Origin of the sequence: Acinetobacter pittii (genome assembly GCF_022449185.1) — a bacterium.
In the GTDB taxonomy this organism is placed as follows: Bacteria; Pseudomonadota; Gammaproteobacteria; order Pseudomonadales; family Moraxellaceae; genus Acinetobacter; species Acinetobacter pittii_I.
Window position 1 is genome coordinate 764,672 of sequence record NZ_JAKUKO010000001.1, and the last position, 16,161, is coordinate 780,832.

Here is a 16,161-nt window from a genome sequence, read left to right on the forward strand (position 1 = left end):
GAGATTGAACATGGCGTTCAAACAATTTGAACGCACATCTTTACAGCTAAGCATGGGAATCGTGCTTAGCTGTTTATGTGCGTCTGTAACATATGCTGATACCTTAGCTCCAGCAAACCCTGCCACAGTTGATGCATGTGTTGCTCTTGCTTCGAATGCCGATCGTCTGGCTTGTTACGACTCTGTATTTAAACCAGCAGCTCTACCTGTTGTGCAAGCCGCGGTAGTACCTGAGCCTGTTAAAAAAATCGATCAGCCCGCTGTTCAACCAGAAACATTTAAAGAGAAGGTGGTAGATACGGTTAGTAATATTAAAGTGATTGGTAAAGCGCCTACACTTGAACCTACTACTTCTTTGCTAGATCAACGTTGGGAGTTATCTGAAAAAAGTAAACTCGGTGTTTGGAATATTCGTGCTTATCAGCCAGTCTATTTACTACCTGTATTTTGGACCAGTGACAAGAATGAATTACCTACTAGTCCAAATCCAAACAATGTAGAAAATACAGCTCAAAATTTGAAATCGACCGAAAGTAAGTTTCAGCTTTCTTTGAAAACCAAAGCTTGGGAAAATATTTTTGGAAATAATGGTGATTTATGGGTGGGTTATACTCAATCTTCACGTTGGCAGACGTTCAATGCTGAAGAATCTCGCCCATTCCGTGAAACGAACTATGAGCCAGAAGCAAGTTTAATGTTTAGAACGAACTACGAGTTGCTTGGTTTAGATGGGCGTTTGCTCGGGGTTACCTTAAATCATCAGTCAAATGGTCGTTCAGATCCATTATCTCGTAGCTGGAACCGTGTCATCTTTAATGTTGGATTAGAGCGTGGTAACTTTGCTTTAATGCTTCGTCCATGGATTCGTCTTGAAGAAGATAGTAAAGACGATAATAACCCAGATATTGAAGATTACGTTGGTCGTGGTGATTTAACAGCGTTTTATAAGTGGAAGCAGAATGACTTCTCTCTCATGCTGCGTCATTCGTTGAAAGGTGGTGATGACTCTCATGGTGCTGTGCAATTTGATTGGGCTTTTCCAATCAGTGGCAAGTTACGCGGACATTTCCAGTTGTTTAATGGTTATGGTGAAAGCCTAATTGATTATAACCATCGAGCAACTTATGCCGGTCTGGGTGTATCGCTCTTGAATTGGTATTAAGACTCTATAAAAAGCCGCTTTTAAAGCGGCTTTTTTATTATCCGATTTGAATGTTGGCTTGAGGGTGTTTGAGTCGACTCTTTTTAGGAGTGGCAATTAAGTAGGCGAGTGTTAATGGTCCAAGTCGTCCAGCAAACATGAGTAGGCTTAAAATGAATAAACTACCATTATGTAAATCTGGCGTGATTCCACGAGAAAGACCCACTGTACATGCGGCCGAAACAACCTCAAAAAGCAAATTCATAAAATCTGCTTTAGGCTCTAAAAGCAAAAGAATAAAGAAGCCCATAAAAATTAGTATACTCGTAATAGCAGTTACCGCTAATGCTTTATAGGTTGTTTCATGAGAAACAGAATGATTAAATATTCTAATTTCATCTGTACGGCGTAAAAATGAAATTACACTCAGCACTAAGATGACAAAGGTTCCAACTTTGATTCCACCCGCTGTACTCAGTGAACCACCACCAATAAACATTAGTAACATCATCAGTAGTGAGCTACTGTTGGTCATTGCACCTGTATCAATAGTATTAAACCCTGAGGACCGTGGAACTGTTGCTTGAAACCAAGCATTTAGTGCTTGTTCACCTGAGTTTAACATCCCTAACGTTGCCGGATTTTGAGCTTCTAAAGCCCAGATTAAAATAAAGGCAACTAAGTTAATAATTGCAATGGTTATCAGAATAAGCTTGCTATTTGGTGTTAGTTTTTTCCATCTTTTATTTTGCTTAATGTCCATGAGTACTAAAAAGCCAAGACCACCCAGGGTATAAAGGATGCTAATAGTTATACAAATAATATAGTTACTTTGAAAATTCATTAAACTATTGGAAAATAGTGAAAAACCCGCATTATTGAATGAGGAAATGCTGTAAAAAACTGCATAATATAAACCACGTGCAAACCCGTATGTTGGGGTAAAAGCGGCGGTAAGAATAACTGTACCAATTAGCTCAAAAATAAGAGTATAGGCAACCACTCCTTTAGCAACAAAGGTAACTTTAGATAGGCTCGTTTGCCCAAGACTATCTTGAGCCATCATTTGCTGTTTAAGACCAACTTTGGGGGACAAGCTTAATGCGGCTAATATTGCAAAAGTCATAAATCCCAAACCGCCAGACTGGATCAGCAATAGAATGATAGTTTGCCCAAAGAGAGTAAAAGACTCATGAATATTTAAAACGGATAGGCCAGTAATTGTAACCGCTGAGGTGGCTGTAAAAAGCGCATCCATCCAGCTAACATTACCAGTGTGTGCAAATGGCAATTTAAGCAATAAAGTGCCAAAAGTAATAAAGCCTAAAAACCCTAACGCTAAAAGTGAAGGCGGGCTTAAATTTAACGTTTTATGGGGCTTGGGATATATAGACATATTCTTGAGTTCGTTTTCTTATATGAAGCAGTTAGAAAGTTTCTTTAACTGAGGTAGGTGACCTTCTAAAATAAGAATATCATGTGTTTGCAAAGTGAAATTTTCTTCAGTCTCAAACAAAATCTGTTGCTGTCTTTTCACGAGCAATGTTTTGACTTGAGGCGCTTGCTGCATAATGCCATATAAATTGATGCCATTAAGTTTATCTGGGATCTCAATTTTTATAATGTAATGGTCATCTTCTAAAGACATATAGCGACTTACCATTGGGTAATTCAGAGCTTGAGCAACTCTCACCCCCATATCTTCTTCAGGGTGAATAATTTTATTGATATTGAGGTGTGACAAAATGGTGTGATGAGCTTTGGTTTTTGCTTTCACCCAAATTTTATCAATGCCGAGATTTTTTAAGTTCAGCACACACAAAATACTGGCTTCAATATCTTCACCAATTGCAACAACGACCGCATCACAATTTTGAATATTCAATTCGTCAAGCACATGTTCATCGGTAGCGTCAGCAATGACGGCATGAGTTAAAACGTCAGCAAGATTTTCGACATTCTTTTTTACCGTATCAATGCCAATAACATCATGATTTAATTTTGTGAGTTCTTGAGCTACCGTTGCTCCAAAACTACCTAAGCCAATGACTGCGAACTGTGCCATGTTGGTCCTTTTTTCCGAGTTAGATCATTATTTTTAAGGATATTTTCTTTAAGATAAAGAGAAGCAATGTAAAGATGCCAGAAATATAAAAAGAATTGTATAAAAAAGCCGACAACTATGTCGGCTTTTTATCAAAACTAAAGATTATTTTAAGAAACGTTTATAGCCGACGTTATCAGTAATTTCTGCATACGGATAATTAATCTGCTCGAGTGTTTCAATCAATCCATCAGGGTTTTGTTTCGCATCAGTTGCTTGTAAGCCCACTAACACACGTCCTTCTGCCGCACCATGGTTACGGTAATGGAAGAGGGTAATGTTGTGGGTTGGACCTAAACGAGTTAAGAAGGTTAAGAGCGCACCCGGACGTTCAGGGAATTCAACACGGAACAATCTTTCATCATCTAGATTTGCGTGACCGCCAATTAAATAACGAATATGTAATTTTGCAACTTCATCGTCAGAAAGGTCATCAACTACATAGTTTTGCTGTTTAAGCTGCTCTAAAATTTCATGACGTTCTGCATCTCCACCTTTTAAACTAATACCGACGAATACTTGCGCTTCGTCTGTATTGTTTGCGCGGTAGTTAAACTCAGTGATATTGCGACCTTGTAAAGCACGACAGAAGCCTAAGAATGCGCCTTTTTCTTCAGATAAGGTAACTGCATAAATCGCTTCACGTTGCTCACCTAACTCGGTGCGTTCGGCAATATAGCGTAGGCGGTCAAAATTCATATTGGCGCCGCAAACAATCGACACCATATTTTTATTACTGATTTTATGCTCGTGAATATATTTTTTGATACCCGCTAAAGCCATTGCTCCAGAAGGTTCAACAATGCTGCGGTTTTCATCAAATGTGTCTTTAATTGCTGCACAGATTTCATCTGTATTCACAGTGACAATATCAGGATCAACAATCGGTCCTGAATTATCAGATTTGCGCAAACGAATAATATCAAATGGTAAAGCACCAATTTGTGCAACAGCTGTACCATCTGCAAATAGGCCTACATGTGGCAAAATGACACGTTCATTTGCTTCTAAAGCTGCTTTTAAACAAGCAGACTCTTCATATTCAACGCCAATAACTTTTACGTGCGGTGCAACTTCACCAAGGTAAGCAGCTACGCCTGAGATAAGGCCACCACCACCTACAGCAACAAACACGTATTCTACATCACGCCATTGACGTAAAATTTCATTGGCAATTGTGCCTTGACCTGCAATGACAAGTTCATCGTCATAAGGTGGAATAAATACAAGACCTTCAACTTCTGCACGTTGTTGAGCATATTTATTTGCGATATCAAAGCTATCGCCATGTAATACGACTTGACCACCTAAGCGTTTAACCGCTTGAACTTTAATATCAGGTGTTGTACTTGGCATAACAATAATAGCGGGAATTCCTAGTCTTTGACCTGACAACGCTACGCCTTGAGCATGATTGCCAGCAGAGGCACAAATCACCCCGCGTTCAAGTTGTTCTTTAGGTAATTGACTAATACGGTTATAGGCACCGCGTAATTTAAAAGAAAAAACAGGCTGTAAATCTTCGCGCTTAAAACGAATTGTATTATTTAATTTTTGACTAATTCGTGGAGCTGCTTCGAGAGGTGTTTCAATTGCAACATCATAAACCGTTGCTTGTAAAATTTGTCGTACCACACGAGACAGCATGTTCATCTTCCCTATAACAGTTTAAAATAGGAAATTATTGTAGCAAACCCTTGTGCATTTGCGCCGTTTATTGGCGCATAAATGTCAAAAAATAGTTGAGTGATGTAATGAGCCTATATGCAACCCAAGATGAAAAGAAACAAGCTGCTGCGAAAGCTGCTTTAAAACACTTACCCAAAGGTGGCATTTTGGGTGTTGGGACTGGAAGTACCGTAAACTTTCTAATTGATTTACTCCCTGAATTACAATTAGAAGCAGCTGTGGCAAGTTCTCAAGCAACTGCTGATCGTCTTAAAAAACTTGGTATTGAAGTGGTTGATATGAACCATGTAGGTAGCCTAGATGCTTATGTTGATGGTGCAGATGAGATTGATCGCCATATGCATATGATTAAAGGTGGTGGTGCTGCATTAACACGTGAGAAAATCGTTGCATCAATCGCTAAGAAATTTGTGTGTATTGTTGATGATTCAAAATGGGTTGATCAACTTGGACGTGATTTTCCATTACCAGTAGAAGTTATTCCAATGGCGCGTTCGGCTGTAGCTCGTAAATTGGTAAGTTTAGGTGGTGATCCGGTTTATCGTGAAGGTGTAGTTACAGATAACGGTAATGTTATTTTGGATGTTTTCAATCTTAATATCTTAAATGCTATTGAGCTGGAAAAAACAATTAACAATATTCCTGGTGTGGTAACTAACGGTATCTTCGCCTTAAATCCAGCAACAATTGCTATTGTTGCAACAAATAATGGTATTGAAGAGCGTACAGCACAGTAATGTCTGCAAAAATGCCAGAGATTAAAATCGTTCGACACGTAAGAGCAAGAAAATTGCGCTTACGTGTTGAGCCTGCTTCAATCCGTCTTACGGTTCCTTTATTTTGTAGTAAGAAGCAAATTCAGCATTTTTTAGCGCAATCTGAACAATGGTTAACCGAAACGTGGAATAAGCAACAAAACGTTCAATCGGCATCCATTGATATTCCTTCAGAAATTTATTTCTTTAATAAAGAACAGCCATTTCAAGTGATTGTTCAAAAGCAGCATCGTGTTTTTCAATTCGACTGGGAAAACAATTCTTTATTTATTAAAGACACACAGCCATATTTGGCATTGCAAAGCGCAGTTATTGCTTATGCAAAACAAGAATTACCAGAGCTTTTGAAAGAATTAAGTGAGCATACTCATTTGGCTTATAGGGAATGCACAATTCGCCGTCCGAAAACTCGGTGGGGAAGTTGTAGTAGTCAGCATAATATAATGTTGCATGCAGGATTGGTGTTGATGCGACACGAAATTGCTCGCTATGTGGCTATTCATGAGTTGGCGCATACTAAACATTTTGACCATAGTCCTGCATTTTGGGCAGAAGTTGAAAAATACGATCCATATTTTCAAAAACACCGCAGACAACTTAAATCAAATCCATTGCCTGCATGGTGGTATGTTTCAGCTTAATTAAAGGCACATTCTAGTTGCGGTGTTTGTAAGCTATCGGGTGCTTTCCGGCTATCTAAACCTGCTGTAGCACTAATAATCTTATTTGCTTCAATAGATAATTGGATAAAGTTGTATTGTTGCGTCGAGTTATTTGGTTCGGCTGAACTTGAATTGAGTAAATAACTTGAGCTGGCAGCATCTGTTTGCAATAAATTATCGGTACTATCAGCACTTAAAGCAGCACGATAAATTTGTGAACCTTTACTTAAGTCGATTTGACCGTTCGCACGAAAATTAAGCTGACATCCCGTTGAGGTGTCTTCATAGTGGCCCACTAAATAGTCTGTAGCTGGTAGGTTTGGATCTGATAGGTTGATGCTAGTTAAGCCTTGTTTGCATGGATAGCTTGATCCATTACACGTCGCTGTGGTGGTAAACCCAACAGCTCTACGGTAATCTCCAGCACCGTCAATACGAATGAATGTTGTTGAATTTACAGTAGGAACAATTCCTGTATATTGTTTTTTTTGTAGAAGTTCATAACCCGTCTGATCTAAAGACTGTTGTGAATTAGCCTGAGCCAATTGCAAAGTAGATGCTTTTAGGTTGGTTCCAAAGTAATCGCGCGTTACTTTTTGATTAGCTGCAATATCTAACAGCGTATTTTTTAGTGGATCAATATTATCTGGAGCAGGTGTGAAAATAGGAGTGAAGGATGTTTGATCCCCATGAAGTTTTTTCCCATCCAAAAAGCCATCTTTTAAATCAGTTGCTAAACTTTTAACAAGTTCTTGGTAGGTGTTTGCTCCGCCATGAATCGTTGACCAATATTGTAAGTAACCAAAGCTAAGATAACTATCTACATATGTACTAGGTTTAGTAGTTGAGTATCGCAACAAAGTTAAATTCAGAAGGGAATTAGCTGGACTTAAACTTGGAATGTCACCATCCTTAAACGCATTCATTAACGATTTGTAGACATCTTGAGAAGCTAAATCCACATGTAATTGCTCAATACGGGTTGGGTCAACCGTTTCTTGAGGGAGTTGTCCCGAACGTATGACAGCTCGTTGATAAACTGCTTCGCTGCTTGGGCTAATGAATTGGATTCTGCCACTTACACTGTTTGGTGTAATAAATGCATGATAAATACCTGACAAATTTTGGTATTGCGGAGTAATTGGGTCAAACACTTGAGATGAGCTTTGAGTTGTAATTTCTACGCGATATAAACGATTCAATTTTGCGGTAGGAATTTTGACATTAAAGCTGTTTAAACTCGCAATTGGAGTATCCACTAAAATAGCATTATTGGTGTTGTCATATACTTTAAGCTGGATATTACGCATTTCTACAGGCGTTTTTAAAGTGACCTCAGTTGTTGCTTCAGGTGTAGGGTCAACGGGTGTTGGTGTAGTGGGTGAACTGCCTCCACTACTACCTCCACCTCCGCAACCAATAAGGGCTACACTTAAAATGAATGTGCTCAAGCCAAGGTATGTGCGTAATTTTGTTTCTTTTGATTGATGAAGCATCCTAGCTCTCCAAAAATTAATCTGGTATTTATTTGCTGATATTTATGTGGTTATGACAGTCCAGTAAGTGCTATCTGATTGTCGCTAAAATTAAAAAAATTAAAATTACCAAGCATGAAATGGTTTTGTAAGCTTGGACATCCTGTCATACTACTGCCCAAGTATAGATTCAAAAATTGAGGTAATGCACGTGATTTCTGTCGGAATTGTTGGTGGAACGGGTTATACAGGCGTTGAACTATTACGTATTTTATTACGACATCCTAAAGCGCAGGTTCGAGTTCTTACTTCACGTACAGAAGCGGGCAAACCAGTTGCAGATATGTTCCCTAATTTACGTGGACATACAGATCTTCAATTTTCAGATTTAAACATTGATGCATTAAAAGAGTGTGATGTTGTATTTTTTGCAACGCCACATGGTGTTGCCATGCAGCATGCCAAAGATTTAATTGTAGCTGGAACTAAAGTCATTGATTTAGCCGCGGACTTTCGCTTACAAGATCTTAAACAATTTGAAAAATGGTATGGCATGGAGCATGCTTGTCCAGATGTACTAAAAGATTCTGTATATGGTCTAACTGAGTTAAACCGCGAAAAAATTAAACAAGCTCAAGTTATCGGTAACCCTGGTTGCTATCCGACGACTGTTCAATTAGGTTTAGCGCCACTATTAAAATCAGCACAAGCATTGATTGAAACCAAAAATATTATTATTGATGCCAAGTCTGGTGTTTCTGGTGCTGGGCGTAAAGCAAGCTTGGGCATGATTTATAGTGAAAACGCTGATAACTTTAAAGCATATGGTGTTGCAGGTCATCGTCACCATCCAGAAATTGTAGAAGCCTTAGAAAATATTGCAGGACAAAAGGGTGGATTTGATGGACTCTTATTTGTTCCGCATCTAGTACCTATGATTCGCGGTATGCTGAGCACAATTTATGTAGACTTGACAGAAGCTGGTAAGCAGACAGACTTACAAGCTTTGTATGAAAACTTCTATGCTAATGAGAAATTCGTAGATGTTATGCCTGCAAATAGTTCACCTGAAACACGTAGTGTACGTGGTGCGAATGAACTTCGTATTGCATTATACAAACCACAACCAAATAAACTGATTATTTTGGCGGCTCAAGATAACCTTGTAAAAGGTGCATCTGGTCAGGCTGTACAAAATATGAACCTTATGTTTGGCTTTAATGAAGATGAAGGCTTACAAGGGATTGGTTTATTACCATAAAAAACTCTTTTTTGCTTCACACACATTTAAATTTCGATTTAAATGTGTGTCTTGACTCTGATCTTGAACACTGAGATGACGATGCAAAACTCTGGACAGACGACTTCAGCAGAAAGTTCGTTGCAAAAGAAAAAATTTTTAAACACCAACAAGCCTTTGTTTATTGGTGCTACCATTTTAATGAGTGGTTGTTTTGCGCTCGGCTATACAATTGGACACCGTCAAGGTTTAACTGTTGTTGGTTACGATGCAGATGCGGAGCAATTGGTTGAAGTGGTGCAAAAGCAAAAAACAGCTTTAGACGCAGTTAACAAAAGCCTTAATGCAGCAGTGCAAGAGCGTGATGTGGCTGTGACAAATGCAAATGATCTGTTTGAAGCGCTTAATCAAGCAAACGCCGAGAAGACTCAGCAAGAGGGTATGAGTAATATCTATCGTGAGATTTTGAGACAGCGCGGTGGTTTAAGCTTAACGATTCAAAATCTGGCAATTAAGCCCTTGCCTGAAAATGCTTATGAATATCAGTTAGATTTAGTCCAAGTTAGTCCAAGTAAGCGTCGTGCTTTGGGATCGGTTGAAATCAGATTGATCAAAGATAGTGAAGTTTTAGTCGTGCCGGTTGAAGCGAAGAACTTTAACTTTACTGACTTTGAGCGTTTAACAGGTCGTTGGACAATGCCTAAAGGTTTCACGCCTCAATTTATTGAAGTGCGTTTAACAGGTAGCTCTGATACACCTGTCATTAAACGTTTTAGTTGGCAGCGTGGTAAACCTGTCGAAACATCTTCTGCTTTCGTGGCAGAAATTCCTCAAGCTGAAGCAAATTCACAATAGTAACATCCTATGCGAACAAATAAGCGTCAAACAAACTTAAAAGATATCAAGGCTTCTTTCCAGCAGTCTGGCTATGTCGATTGGCACTTCCACCCACGCTTAAGTGATTCGCAAAACGAAGATCATGATGGTGAAGTTGTTGTACAAACAGCTCCTCCTGAACTCAAGCGTCCCCCATTATATGCAGTCGTATTAATGAATGACGATTACACTCCAATGGACTTTGTAATTGAAATTTTACAACAATACTTTGCAATGAATCTTGACCAAGCAACTCAAGTAATGCTAACAGTACACTATGAAGGTAAAGGTATTGCCGGAGTCTATCCAAGAGACATCGCGGAAACTAAGGCAAACCTTGTTAATAATTACGCTCGATCGCAAGGTCATCCATTACTTTGCCAGATTGAGCCTAAAGCATAAGGGGGTTACATGCTCAGTCGTCAATTAGAAGTATCATTACGTTTGGCTGTTAGCATGGCTCGTCAAAAGAGACATGAGTTTCTTACAGTCGAACACTTATTATTAGCACTACTCGACAACGATTCAGCCGTGAATGCATTAAAAGCATGCGGGGCTGATATAGTTTCTTTGCGTAAAGAATTAGAAGAATATGTAGAACAACATACTCCTAAGCTTGGCGAAAATAGCGAGCAAGCTCCTCATCCAACAGAAAGTTTTGACCGCATTTTGCAACGTGCTATTTTCCACGTGCAATCAAGTGGTGGCGATCGTACGGTTGAAGGTGCAGATGTTTTGGTCGCAATGTATTCAGAGCGTGATTCTTTTGCTGTGTATTTACTTAAACGTCATCAAATCAATCGTTTGACATTGACTCAATACTTGTCTCATGGGACACGTAAAGACGAAGTACAAGTTGAAGAAGAAGTTGAAGATATTGAGGGTGAAACTAGCGCAAGCAATGCGGGGCCACTTGAGCTTTATACGCTGAATCTAAATGTTGAAGCGCAAAAAGGCAAAACGGACCCACTGATTGGTCGTGAAAAAGAAATTGAGCGTACAGCACAAATTCTGTGCCGCCGTCGCAAAAACAATCCATTGCTTGTAGGTGATCCAGGTGTAGGTAAAACCTCGATTGCCGAAGGTTTAGCATGGTTAATTGTGAATGGTAAGGCACCTAAACCTTTAAGTCAGGCTGAAATTTATAGTCTAGATATTGGTGCATTAGTTGCTGGAACGAAATATCGCGGTGACTTTGAAAAACGTTTAAAACAATTGCTTAATGCATTGAAGAAAAATCCAAATGCGATTTTATTCATTGATGAGATTCATATGATCATTGGTGCGGGCTCAAGTATGGGCAGCACGATGGATGCATCAAATCTTATTAAGCCAGCTTTAGCTAATGGTACTTTACGTTGTATTGGTTCAACGACTTTCCAAGAATATCGTCAGGTTTTTGAAAAAGACCATGCATTATCACGTCGTTTTCAAAAGATTGATGTCAATGAGCCAAGTATTGCTGAAACGATTGATATTTTACGTGGATTGAAAACTAAGTTTGAAGATTTCCACCACGTACAATATGACGATAAAGCTTTGGTATCAGCTGTAGAGCTTTCTGCTAAATTCATTAATGATCGTTTCTTGCCAGATAAGGCAATTGATGTCATCGATGAAGCAGGTGCTCAACGCCGTTTGAAAGCTGAAAGTGATGATAGCTTGATTACTGTAGAGAATATCGAAGATATCGTTTCTAAGATTGCTCGTATTCCACCAAAAACTGTGTCTAAAGATGATAAGTCAGTGCTTGAAAATCTTGAGCGTGATTTGAAACGTGTGGTGTTTGGTCAAGACGAAGCAATTACTGCATTAGGCTCAGCGATCAAGTTATCTCGTGCTGGATTAAAATCACCAGATAAACCAGTGGGTAGTTTTGTTTTTGCTGGCCCAACTGGTGTAGGTAAAACTGAGGTTACAAAGCAACTCGCTAAATTATTGGGTGTAGAGCTTGTACGTTTCGATATGTCTGAATATATGGAACGTCATGCAGTTTCACGCTTAATTGGTGCACCTCCAGGGTATGTGGGTTATGACCAAGGTGGTTTGCTTACTGATGCGATTCACAAAAATCCGCATTGTGTCTTGTTGCTTGATGAAATTGAAAAAGCACATCCAGATGTGTTTAATCTATTGCTACAAATCATGGATCATGGCGCTTTAACGGATAACAATGGACGTAAGTCAGACTTTAGAAATGTGATTATTGTTCTGACTACGAATATTGGAGCAGAAAGTATTTCTCGCGCGAGCATTGGTTTCACGGAACAAGATCATAGTTCTGATAACCAAGAAGCGATGAAACGTGCTTTCTCTCCAGAGTTCCGTAACCGTTTAGATGGTGTTATTCAATTCAAAGCATTGCCAACAACTGTGATTGAGTCTGTAGTCGACAAATTCTTGACAGAATTACAAGCGCAATTGGATGAAAAACAAGTTGTTCTTGATGTTGATCAAAGTGCACGAGATTGGTTAGCTACAAATGGTTATGATCGTTTGATGGGCGCTCGTCCAATGCAACGTCTCATTCAAGAACACTTGAAGAAACCACTCGCTGAAATGATTCTGTTTGGTGAACTTGCAGATCATGGTGGTAACGTGGCTGTATCGGTGAAAAAAGAAGATGGCAAAGCTGTCGGCTTAAAACTTGAAGTGTTTGAAGATCATCATACGGCAGAACCAGCATAACTTATGTTAATTGATAGTCTTGCTATAACCCGAATACTCAGTGTATTCGGGTTATTTATTATCACGGCAATTGCTGAAATTCTTGGTTGTTATTTTCCTTATCTGATTTTAAAAGAGGATAAGTCGGCTTGGTTATGGCTACCTACTATTTTAAGCTTGGCGGTCTTTGTATGGTTGTTGACTTTACATCCGGCAGCTTCTGGGCGCATTTATGCGGCCTATGGCGGTATCTATATTTTTACTGCGCTTATGTGGCTACGCTTTGTTGATCAGGTGGGATTAACAAGATGGGATATATTAGGTGGTCTAATTGTGCTTTGTGGAGCTGGTTTAATTATTTTGCAACCTCAAGGATTGATTCGTTAATGCATCATTGAATCAAATCTTAAGCGAGAAAATAAGAAGTTTTTTCCAAAAAAAGACTTGTCAAACTCATCAACAATGCGTATTTTAGATTTAAGGAACATTTTTTAATATTTGAGATAAAGATGTTAAATCAATCTGTGAACACTAACGCTTATTATTACTTTTGGCAATTTAGATAGTTGCCTGAGCGTATTCGGGCATGAGAAAGTTGCCCATCACAGTTAATACCTGATCGGCAACCCCGATCAGGTTTTTTTATGCTTTATCTTTTTAGAATCGAGGAACTTAAAATGAACAACATGACTTATTCGTACTTTAGCAACTTTTATTGGTTTTACTTTTGCTTACCTTTACCAACGAATAGATCCAAAACGCTCAAATAAATGATCGGACTGAGTAGATTGCAGTCCCAAGGAAAAAACCAATGAATGCCCTAAATACTTTACTGACTCAAACCAATACAAAAGAAACACCAGTTAGTTTACCTATCCAGTTAAAAGCGAAATACCCGCTTGCACACTCTTTCGCACGTCAAATTGCCGAACACCGCCAAATTATTCAAAATATTCTTAACGGCAACGATCATCGTCTAATGGTAATTACAGGGCCTTGTTCAATTCATGATCCAGTTGCAGTACTTGAATACGCTGAAAAACTGCAAAAATTACAAGAAAAAGTTAAAGATCAGATTTTTATCGTGATGCGTACATACATTGAAAAACCACGTACCACTGTTGGTTGGAAGGGGTTCATGTATGATCCGAATTTAGATGGCTCATCAAACTTACAACTTGGTTTAGAAAAATCTCGTGAACTCTACCTGCAAATCATTGAAAAGGGTTTGCCAATTGCGAGTGAAATTTTAAGCCCAATGGCAACTGGCTATTTTGATGATTTATTGGCTTGGGGTGCAATTGGGGCTCGTACAAGCGAATCTCAGATTCACCGTGAAATCTCAAGTCATATGCCATACAGTATTGGTTTCAAGAATGGTACTGATGGTTCTATTCAGATTGCATTAGATGCGATTCAGTCCGCGCAAAACGAACATCAATTTTTAGGAATGAATCAACAAGGCTTGCCTTCAGTGATTCAGAGTGCTGGAAATCCATTACCTCACTTGATCTTGCGGGGCGCAAATCATGGGCCAAATTACGATTTAGCTTCAATTCAGGCGATACGCGAAAAGTACAATCAAAATTTACCTGCACTGGTGATTGATTGTAGTCATGGTAACAGCGGTAAGGATCCATTGCGTCAGCCAGAAGTTTTACAGCAAATCGTTGCTGAACGTTTAAAAACACAAGTTCGAGGTGTCATGATTGAAAGTCATTTGGTTGATGGTAACCAAAAGATTTCTTGTGATATGACTTATGGCCAGTCAGTAACTGATGGTTGTTTAGGATGGGGAAAAACAGAGCAGCTTTTGTTAAGTGTTTCGGAGCAATTAAAAGCGAAAGAGCTAGCTCACTCCGCTTAATTATTTATGGGCTTTAAAAAGGGATCTATAAATAGATCCCTTTATTTTTTAAGAAGCATGTTTGAGTTCGGATAGGAATGTATTGATTTCATGTCCAAACTTTTTAGGCTCTGTTAATAAAGGTGTATGGCCTGAACGTTCAAAATATATTGCTTTTGCATGCTCAACGCTATGTGCAATCAGTGTCTGACCAGTTTCTGGATAAAGTGTAGAATTGCGACCAATAAAGAAGGTGGTAGGACATGCTAACTGCTGAATTGCTTCTCGATAATCTTCATTGTGATAAAGATAATTTTCAACATACCAAAACAAGTAATCCAAACGTTGAATAGGTAATAAATATTTTTGTAGAAAAGGCTGTTTTAAAGCTGTTTTAAAAACTAGCGGGCTAAAAGGATTGCTACTTTGCAATTCAATAAAATCTACCCATAGACGGACTAGTTCTTGTCGATCTGGAAGTGAGAGCTCATAAAGATATTTGGCATTTTTATGCTTTAACAATAATTGATAAATATCATTTAATAATTGTTTGAATTGGGTGTGAAGAGGGCCGAATAAACCATATTCCCAAGTTGAATCTACTGATATTTTTGGTGTCTGATCAATATGTAAATAGGCTTTTAACTGCTGTGCCAGTTGCGCATGTTTCATGCCATGCATGGCAGTTGTTGCGCCCATTGAATAACCCATTAAGATAAAGTTATTAAGTTTTAATTGATCTATTAAATGAGCAACATCTTGCCAATGGCTAGAAATGGCATCTTGTTCAGGGATTGCACAGTTCTTTGATCCCCCAAAACCACGCCAATCTGGAATAATAAACTCATAATCTTTACGGTTTGCATAAATAAACGGTAGCCACTGCCAACTTTGCATGCCAAGGCCAGATAAAACCAAAACAGGCTCACCACGACCAACACGGCGTACAAATAAATTTTCCCGATCGGGCATGGTGTAATACGGCATGGTTATTCTCCAGATGGATTATCTTGGGCAAAGCGTTTTAATTGAGGGATGACTTGTTCCAACCATTTGATCCATTCACTTTCCATCGTAATTCCAAGTTCTAAGATCATTTTGTGGATGTATAACACGCGGTCATTTAGATCATCACTGTCTTTAAAATCTTTATCATAAATACTTTGATAAAGTTTGAGCTTCTCTTGATGTAAACCAAGATGCCTTAACAGTTCAGGTAATATCTGATTATTGCTCAATTGTGCTTCAGCACGCAATCTAACCATTAAATCATCACGAAGCTGCGCAGGTTCACTTTGTTGCGTCATCCATGAGGCTAGTTCTATACGACCTAGTTGTTCGACCTGATAGGTTTTTTTTCGGCCATTATCCATTTCATTTTCTAAAGTGGAAACCCAGCCTTTTTTAAGCATGTTATTGAGTTCACGATAAATTTGCTGGTGAGTGGCATTCCAGAAAAAGCCCATTGAGCGGTCAAAGCGGCGGGCGAGTTCAAACCCTGTACTTGGACGTTCAAGCAAGCTGGTCAATAAAACATGAGGAAGTGACATGGCAATCCAGTTTGTAAGCAAAAGTAAAGTGTGACTCATGAGATTATGCAACATGTTGCATAAAAGTCAAAATTTGATTATAAATTTATGCAACAAGTTGCATTAGCAAGCTTATTGCTAGCCATAGGAGAAAAT

Annotated in this window: 15 protein-coding genes; 9 read left to right on the forward strand and 6 right to left on the reverse strand. The window is 38.8% G+C overall.

Translation table 11 applies throughout. The features are described 5' to 3' along the window. Positions 1 to 10 precede the first annotated feature (10 nt). Positions 11 to 1,162 carry a phospholipase A gene (gene pldA, locus MKX14_RS03615; RefSeq protein WP_046812753.1) on the forward strand — a complete coding sequence of 384 codons (1,152 nt, stop codon included), beginning with the start codon at positions 11 to 13 and terminating at the stop codon, positions 1,160 to 1,162. Between the two features lie 37 nt (positions 1,163 to 1,199). Here pldA and ntpJ read toward each other — a convergent pair whose 3' ends face one another. The 3 genes from ntpJ to ilvA form a co-directional block, all read right to left on the reverse strand. Further along, positions 1,200 to 2,537: a TrkH family potassium uptake protein gene (gene ntpJ, locus MKX14_RS03620; RefSeq protein ID WP_133480715.1), complete on the reverse strand. Its 1,338-nt coding sequence runs from the start codon at positions 2,535 to 2,537 to the stop codon at positions 1,200 to 1,202. 18 nt (positions 2,538 to 2,555) lie between these two features. Next, on the reverse strand, positions 2,556 to 3,206 hold the full coding sequence (gene trkA, locus MKX14_RS03625; protein WP_240281775.1) for a potassium channel family protein: 651 nt from the start codon (positions 3,204 to 3,206) through the stop codon (positions 2,556 to 2,558). A gap of 144 nt (positions 3,207 to 3,350) precedes the next feature. After that, positions 3,351 to 4,898 carry a threonine ammonia-lyase, biosynthetic gene (gene ilvA / locus MKX14_RS03630; RefSeq protein ID WP_170814121.1) on the reverse strand — a complete coding sequence of 516 codons (1,548 nt, stop codon included), beginning with the start codon at positions 4,896 to 4,898 and terminating at the stop codon, positions 3,351 to 3,353. Between the two features lie 101 nt (positions 4,899 to 4,999). Here ilvA and rpiA point away from each other — a divergent pair, with 101 nt between their 5' ends. Further along, the gene (gene rpiA / locus MKX14_RS03635; protein WP_002046900.1) at positions 5,000 to 5,671 is read left to right on the forward strand and encodes a ribose-5-phosphate isomerase RpiA; all 672 of its coding nucleotides are present in this window, start codon (positions 5,000 to 5,002) and stop codon (positions 5,669 to 5,671) included. Continuing rightward, positions 5,671 to 6,351: a SprT family zinc-dependent metalloprotease gene (locus tag MKX14_RS03640; protein ID WP_240281776.1), complete on the forward strand. Its 681-nt coding sequence runs from the start codon at positions 5,671 to 5,673 to the stop codon at positions 6,349 to 6,351. Before rpiA ends, MKX14_RS03640 begins: the two co-directional genes overlap by 1 nt. On the opposite strand, the gene MKX14_RS03645 is transcribed toward MKX14_RS03640, so the two are convergent. After that, on the reverse strand, positions 6,348 to 7,868 hold the full coding sequence (locus MKX14_RS03645; protein ID WP_240281777.1) for a hypothetical protein: 1,521 nt from the start codon (positions 7,866 to 7,868) through the stop codon (positions 6,348 to 6,350). The genes MKX14_RS03640 and MKX14_RS03645 overlap by 4 nt on opposite strands. 184 nt (positions 7,869 to 8,052) lie before the next feature. On the opposite strand from MKX14_RS03645, the gene argC reads away from it, so the two are divergent. From argC to aroF, 6 genes are all read left to right on the forward strand, one after another. After that, the gene (gene argC, locus MKX14_RS03650) at positions 8,053 to 9,108 is read left to right on the forward strand and encodes an N-acetyl-gamma-glutamyl-phosphate reductase (protein WP_240282011.1); all 1,056 of its coding nucleotides are present in this window, start codon (positions 8,053 to 8,055) and stop codon (positions 9,106 to 9,108) included. Positions 9,109 to 9,183: 75 nt separating this feature from the next. Then, on the forward strand, positions 9,184 to 9,942 hold the full coding sequence (locus tag MKX14_RS03655) for a DUF6776 family protein (RefSeq protein ID WP_240281778.1): 759 nt from the start codon (positions 9,184 to 9,186) through the stop codon (positions 9,940 to 9,942). A 9-nt stretch (positions 9,943 to 9,951) separates the two neighbouring features. Next, positions 9,952 to 10,365, forward strand: a complete 414-nt coding sequence (gene clpS, locus MKX14_RS03660) for an ATP-dependent Clp protease adapter ClpS (protein WP_002121129.1) — start codon at positions 9,952 to 9,954, stop codon at positions 10,363 to 10,365. A 9-nt stretch (positions 10,366 to 10,374) separates the two neighbouring features. After that, positions 10,375 to 12,651: an ATP-dependent Clp protease ATP-binding subunit ClpA gene (clpA, locus tag MKX14_RS03665; protein ID WP_017400370.1), complete on the forward strand. Its 2,277-nt coding sequence runs from the start codon at positions 10,375 to 10,377 to the stop codon at positions 12,649 to 12,651. Between the two features lie 3 nt (positions 12,652 to 12,654). Beyond that, positions 12,655 to 13,017: a YnfA family protein gene (locus MKX14_RS03670; protein WP_240281779.1), complete on the forward strand. Its 363-nt coding sequence runs from the start codon at positions 12,655 to 12,657 to the stop codon at positions 13,015 to 13,017. A 424-nt stretch (positions 13,018 to 13,441) separates the two neighbouring features. Beyond that, positions 13,442 to 14,497, forward strand: a complete 1,056-nt coding sequence (gene aroF, locus MKX14_RS03675; RefSeq protein ID WP_240281780.1) for a 3-deoxy-7-phosphoheptulonate synthase — start codon at positions 13,442 to 13,444, stop codon at positions 14,495 to 14,497. Positions 14,498 to 14,545: 48 nt separating this feature from the next. Here the strand turns inward: aroF and MKX14_RS03680 are convergent, their stop codons facing one another. Further along, complete coding sequence (locus MKX14_RS03680; RefSeq protein WP_240281781.1) at positions 14,546 to 15,463, reverse strand: alpha/beta fold hydrolase; 918 nt, start codon at positions 15,461 to 15,463, stop codon at positions 14,546 to 14,548. A gap of 2 nt (positions 15,464 to 15,465) precedes the next feature. Then, a complete protein-coding gene (locus MKX14_RS03685) occupies positions 15,466 to 16,026 on the reverse strand; it encodes a PadR family transcriptional regulator (protein WP_005069032.1) in 561 nt (186 codons plus the stop codon). Between the last annotated feature and the right edge of the window lie 135 nt (positions 16,027 to 16,161).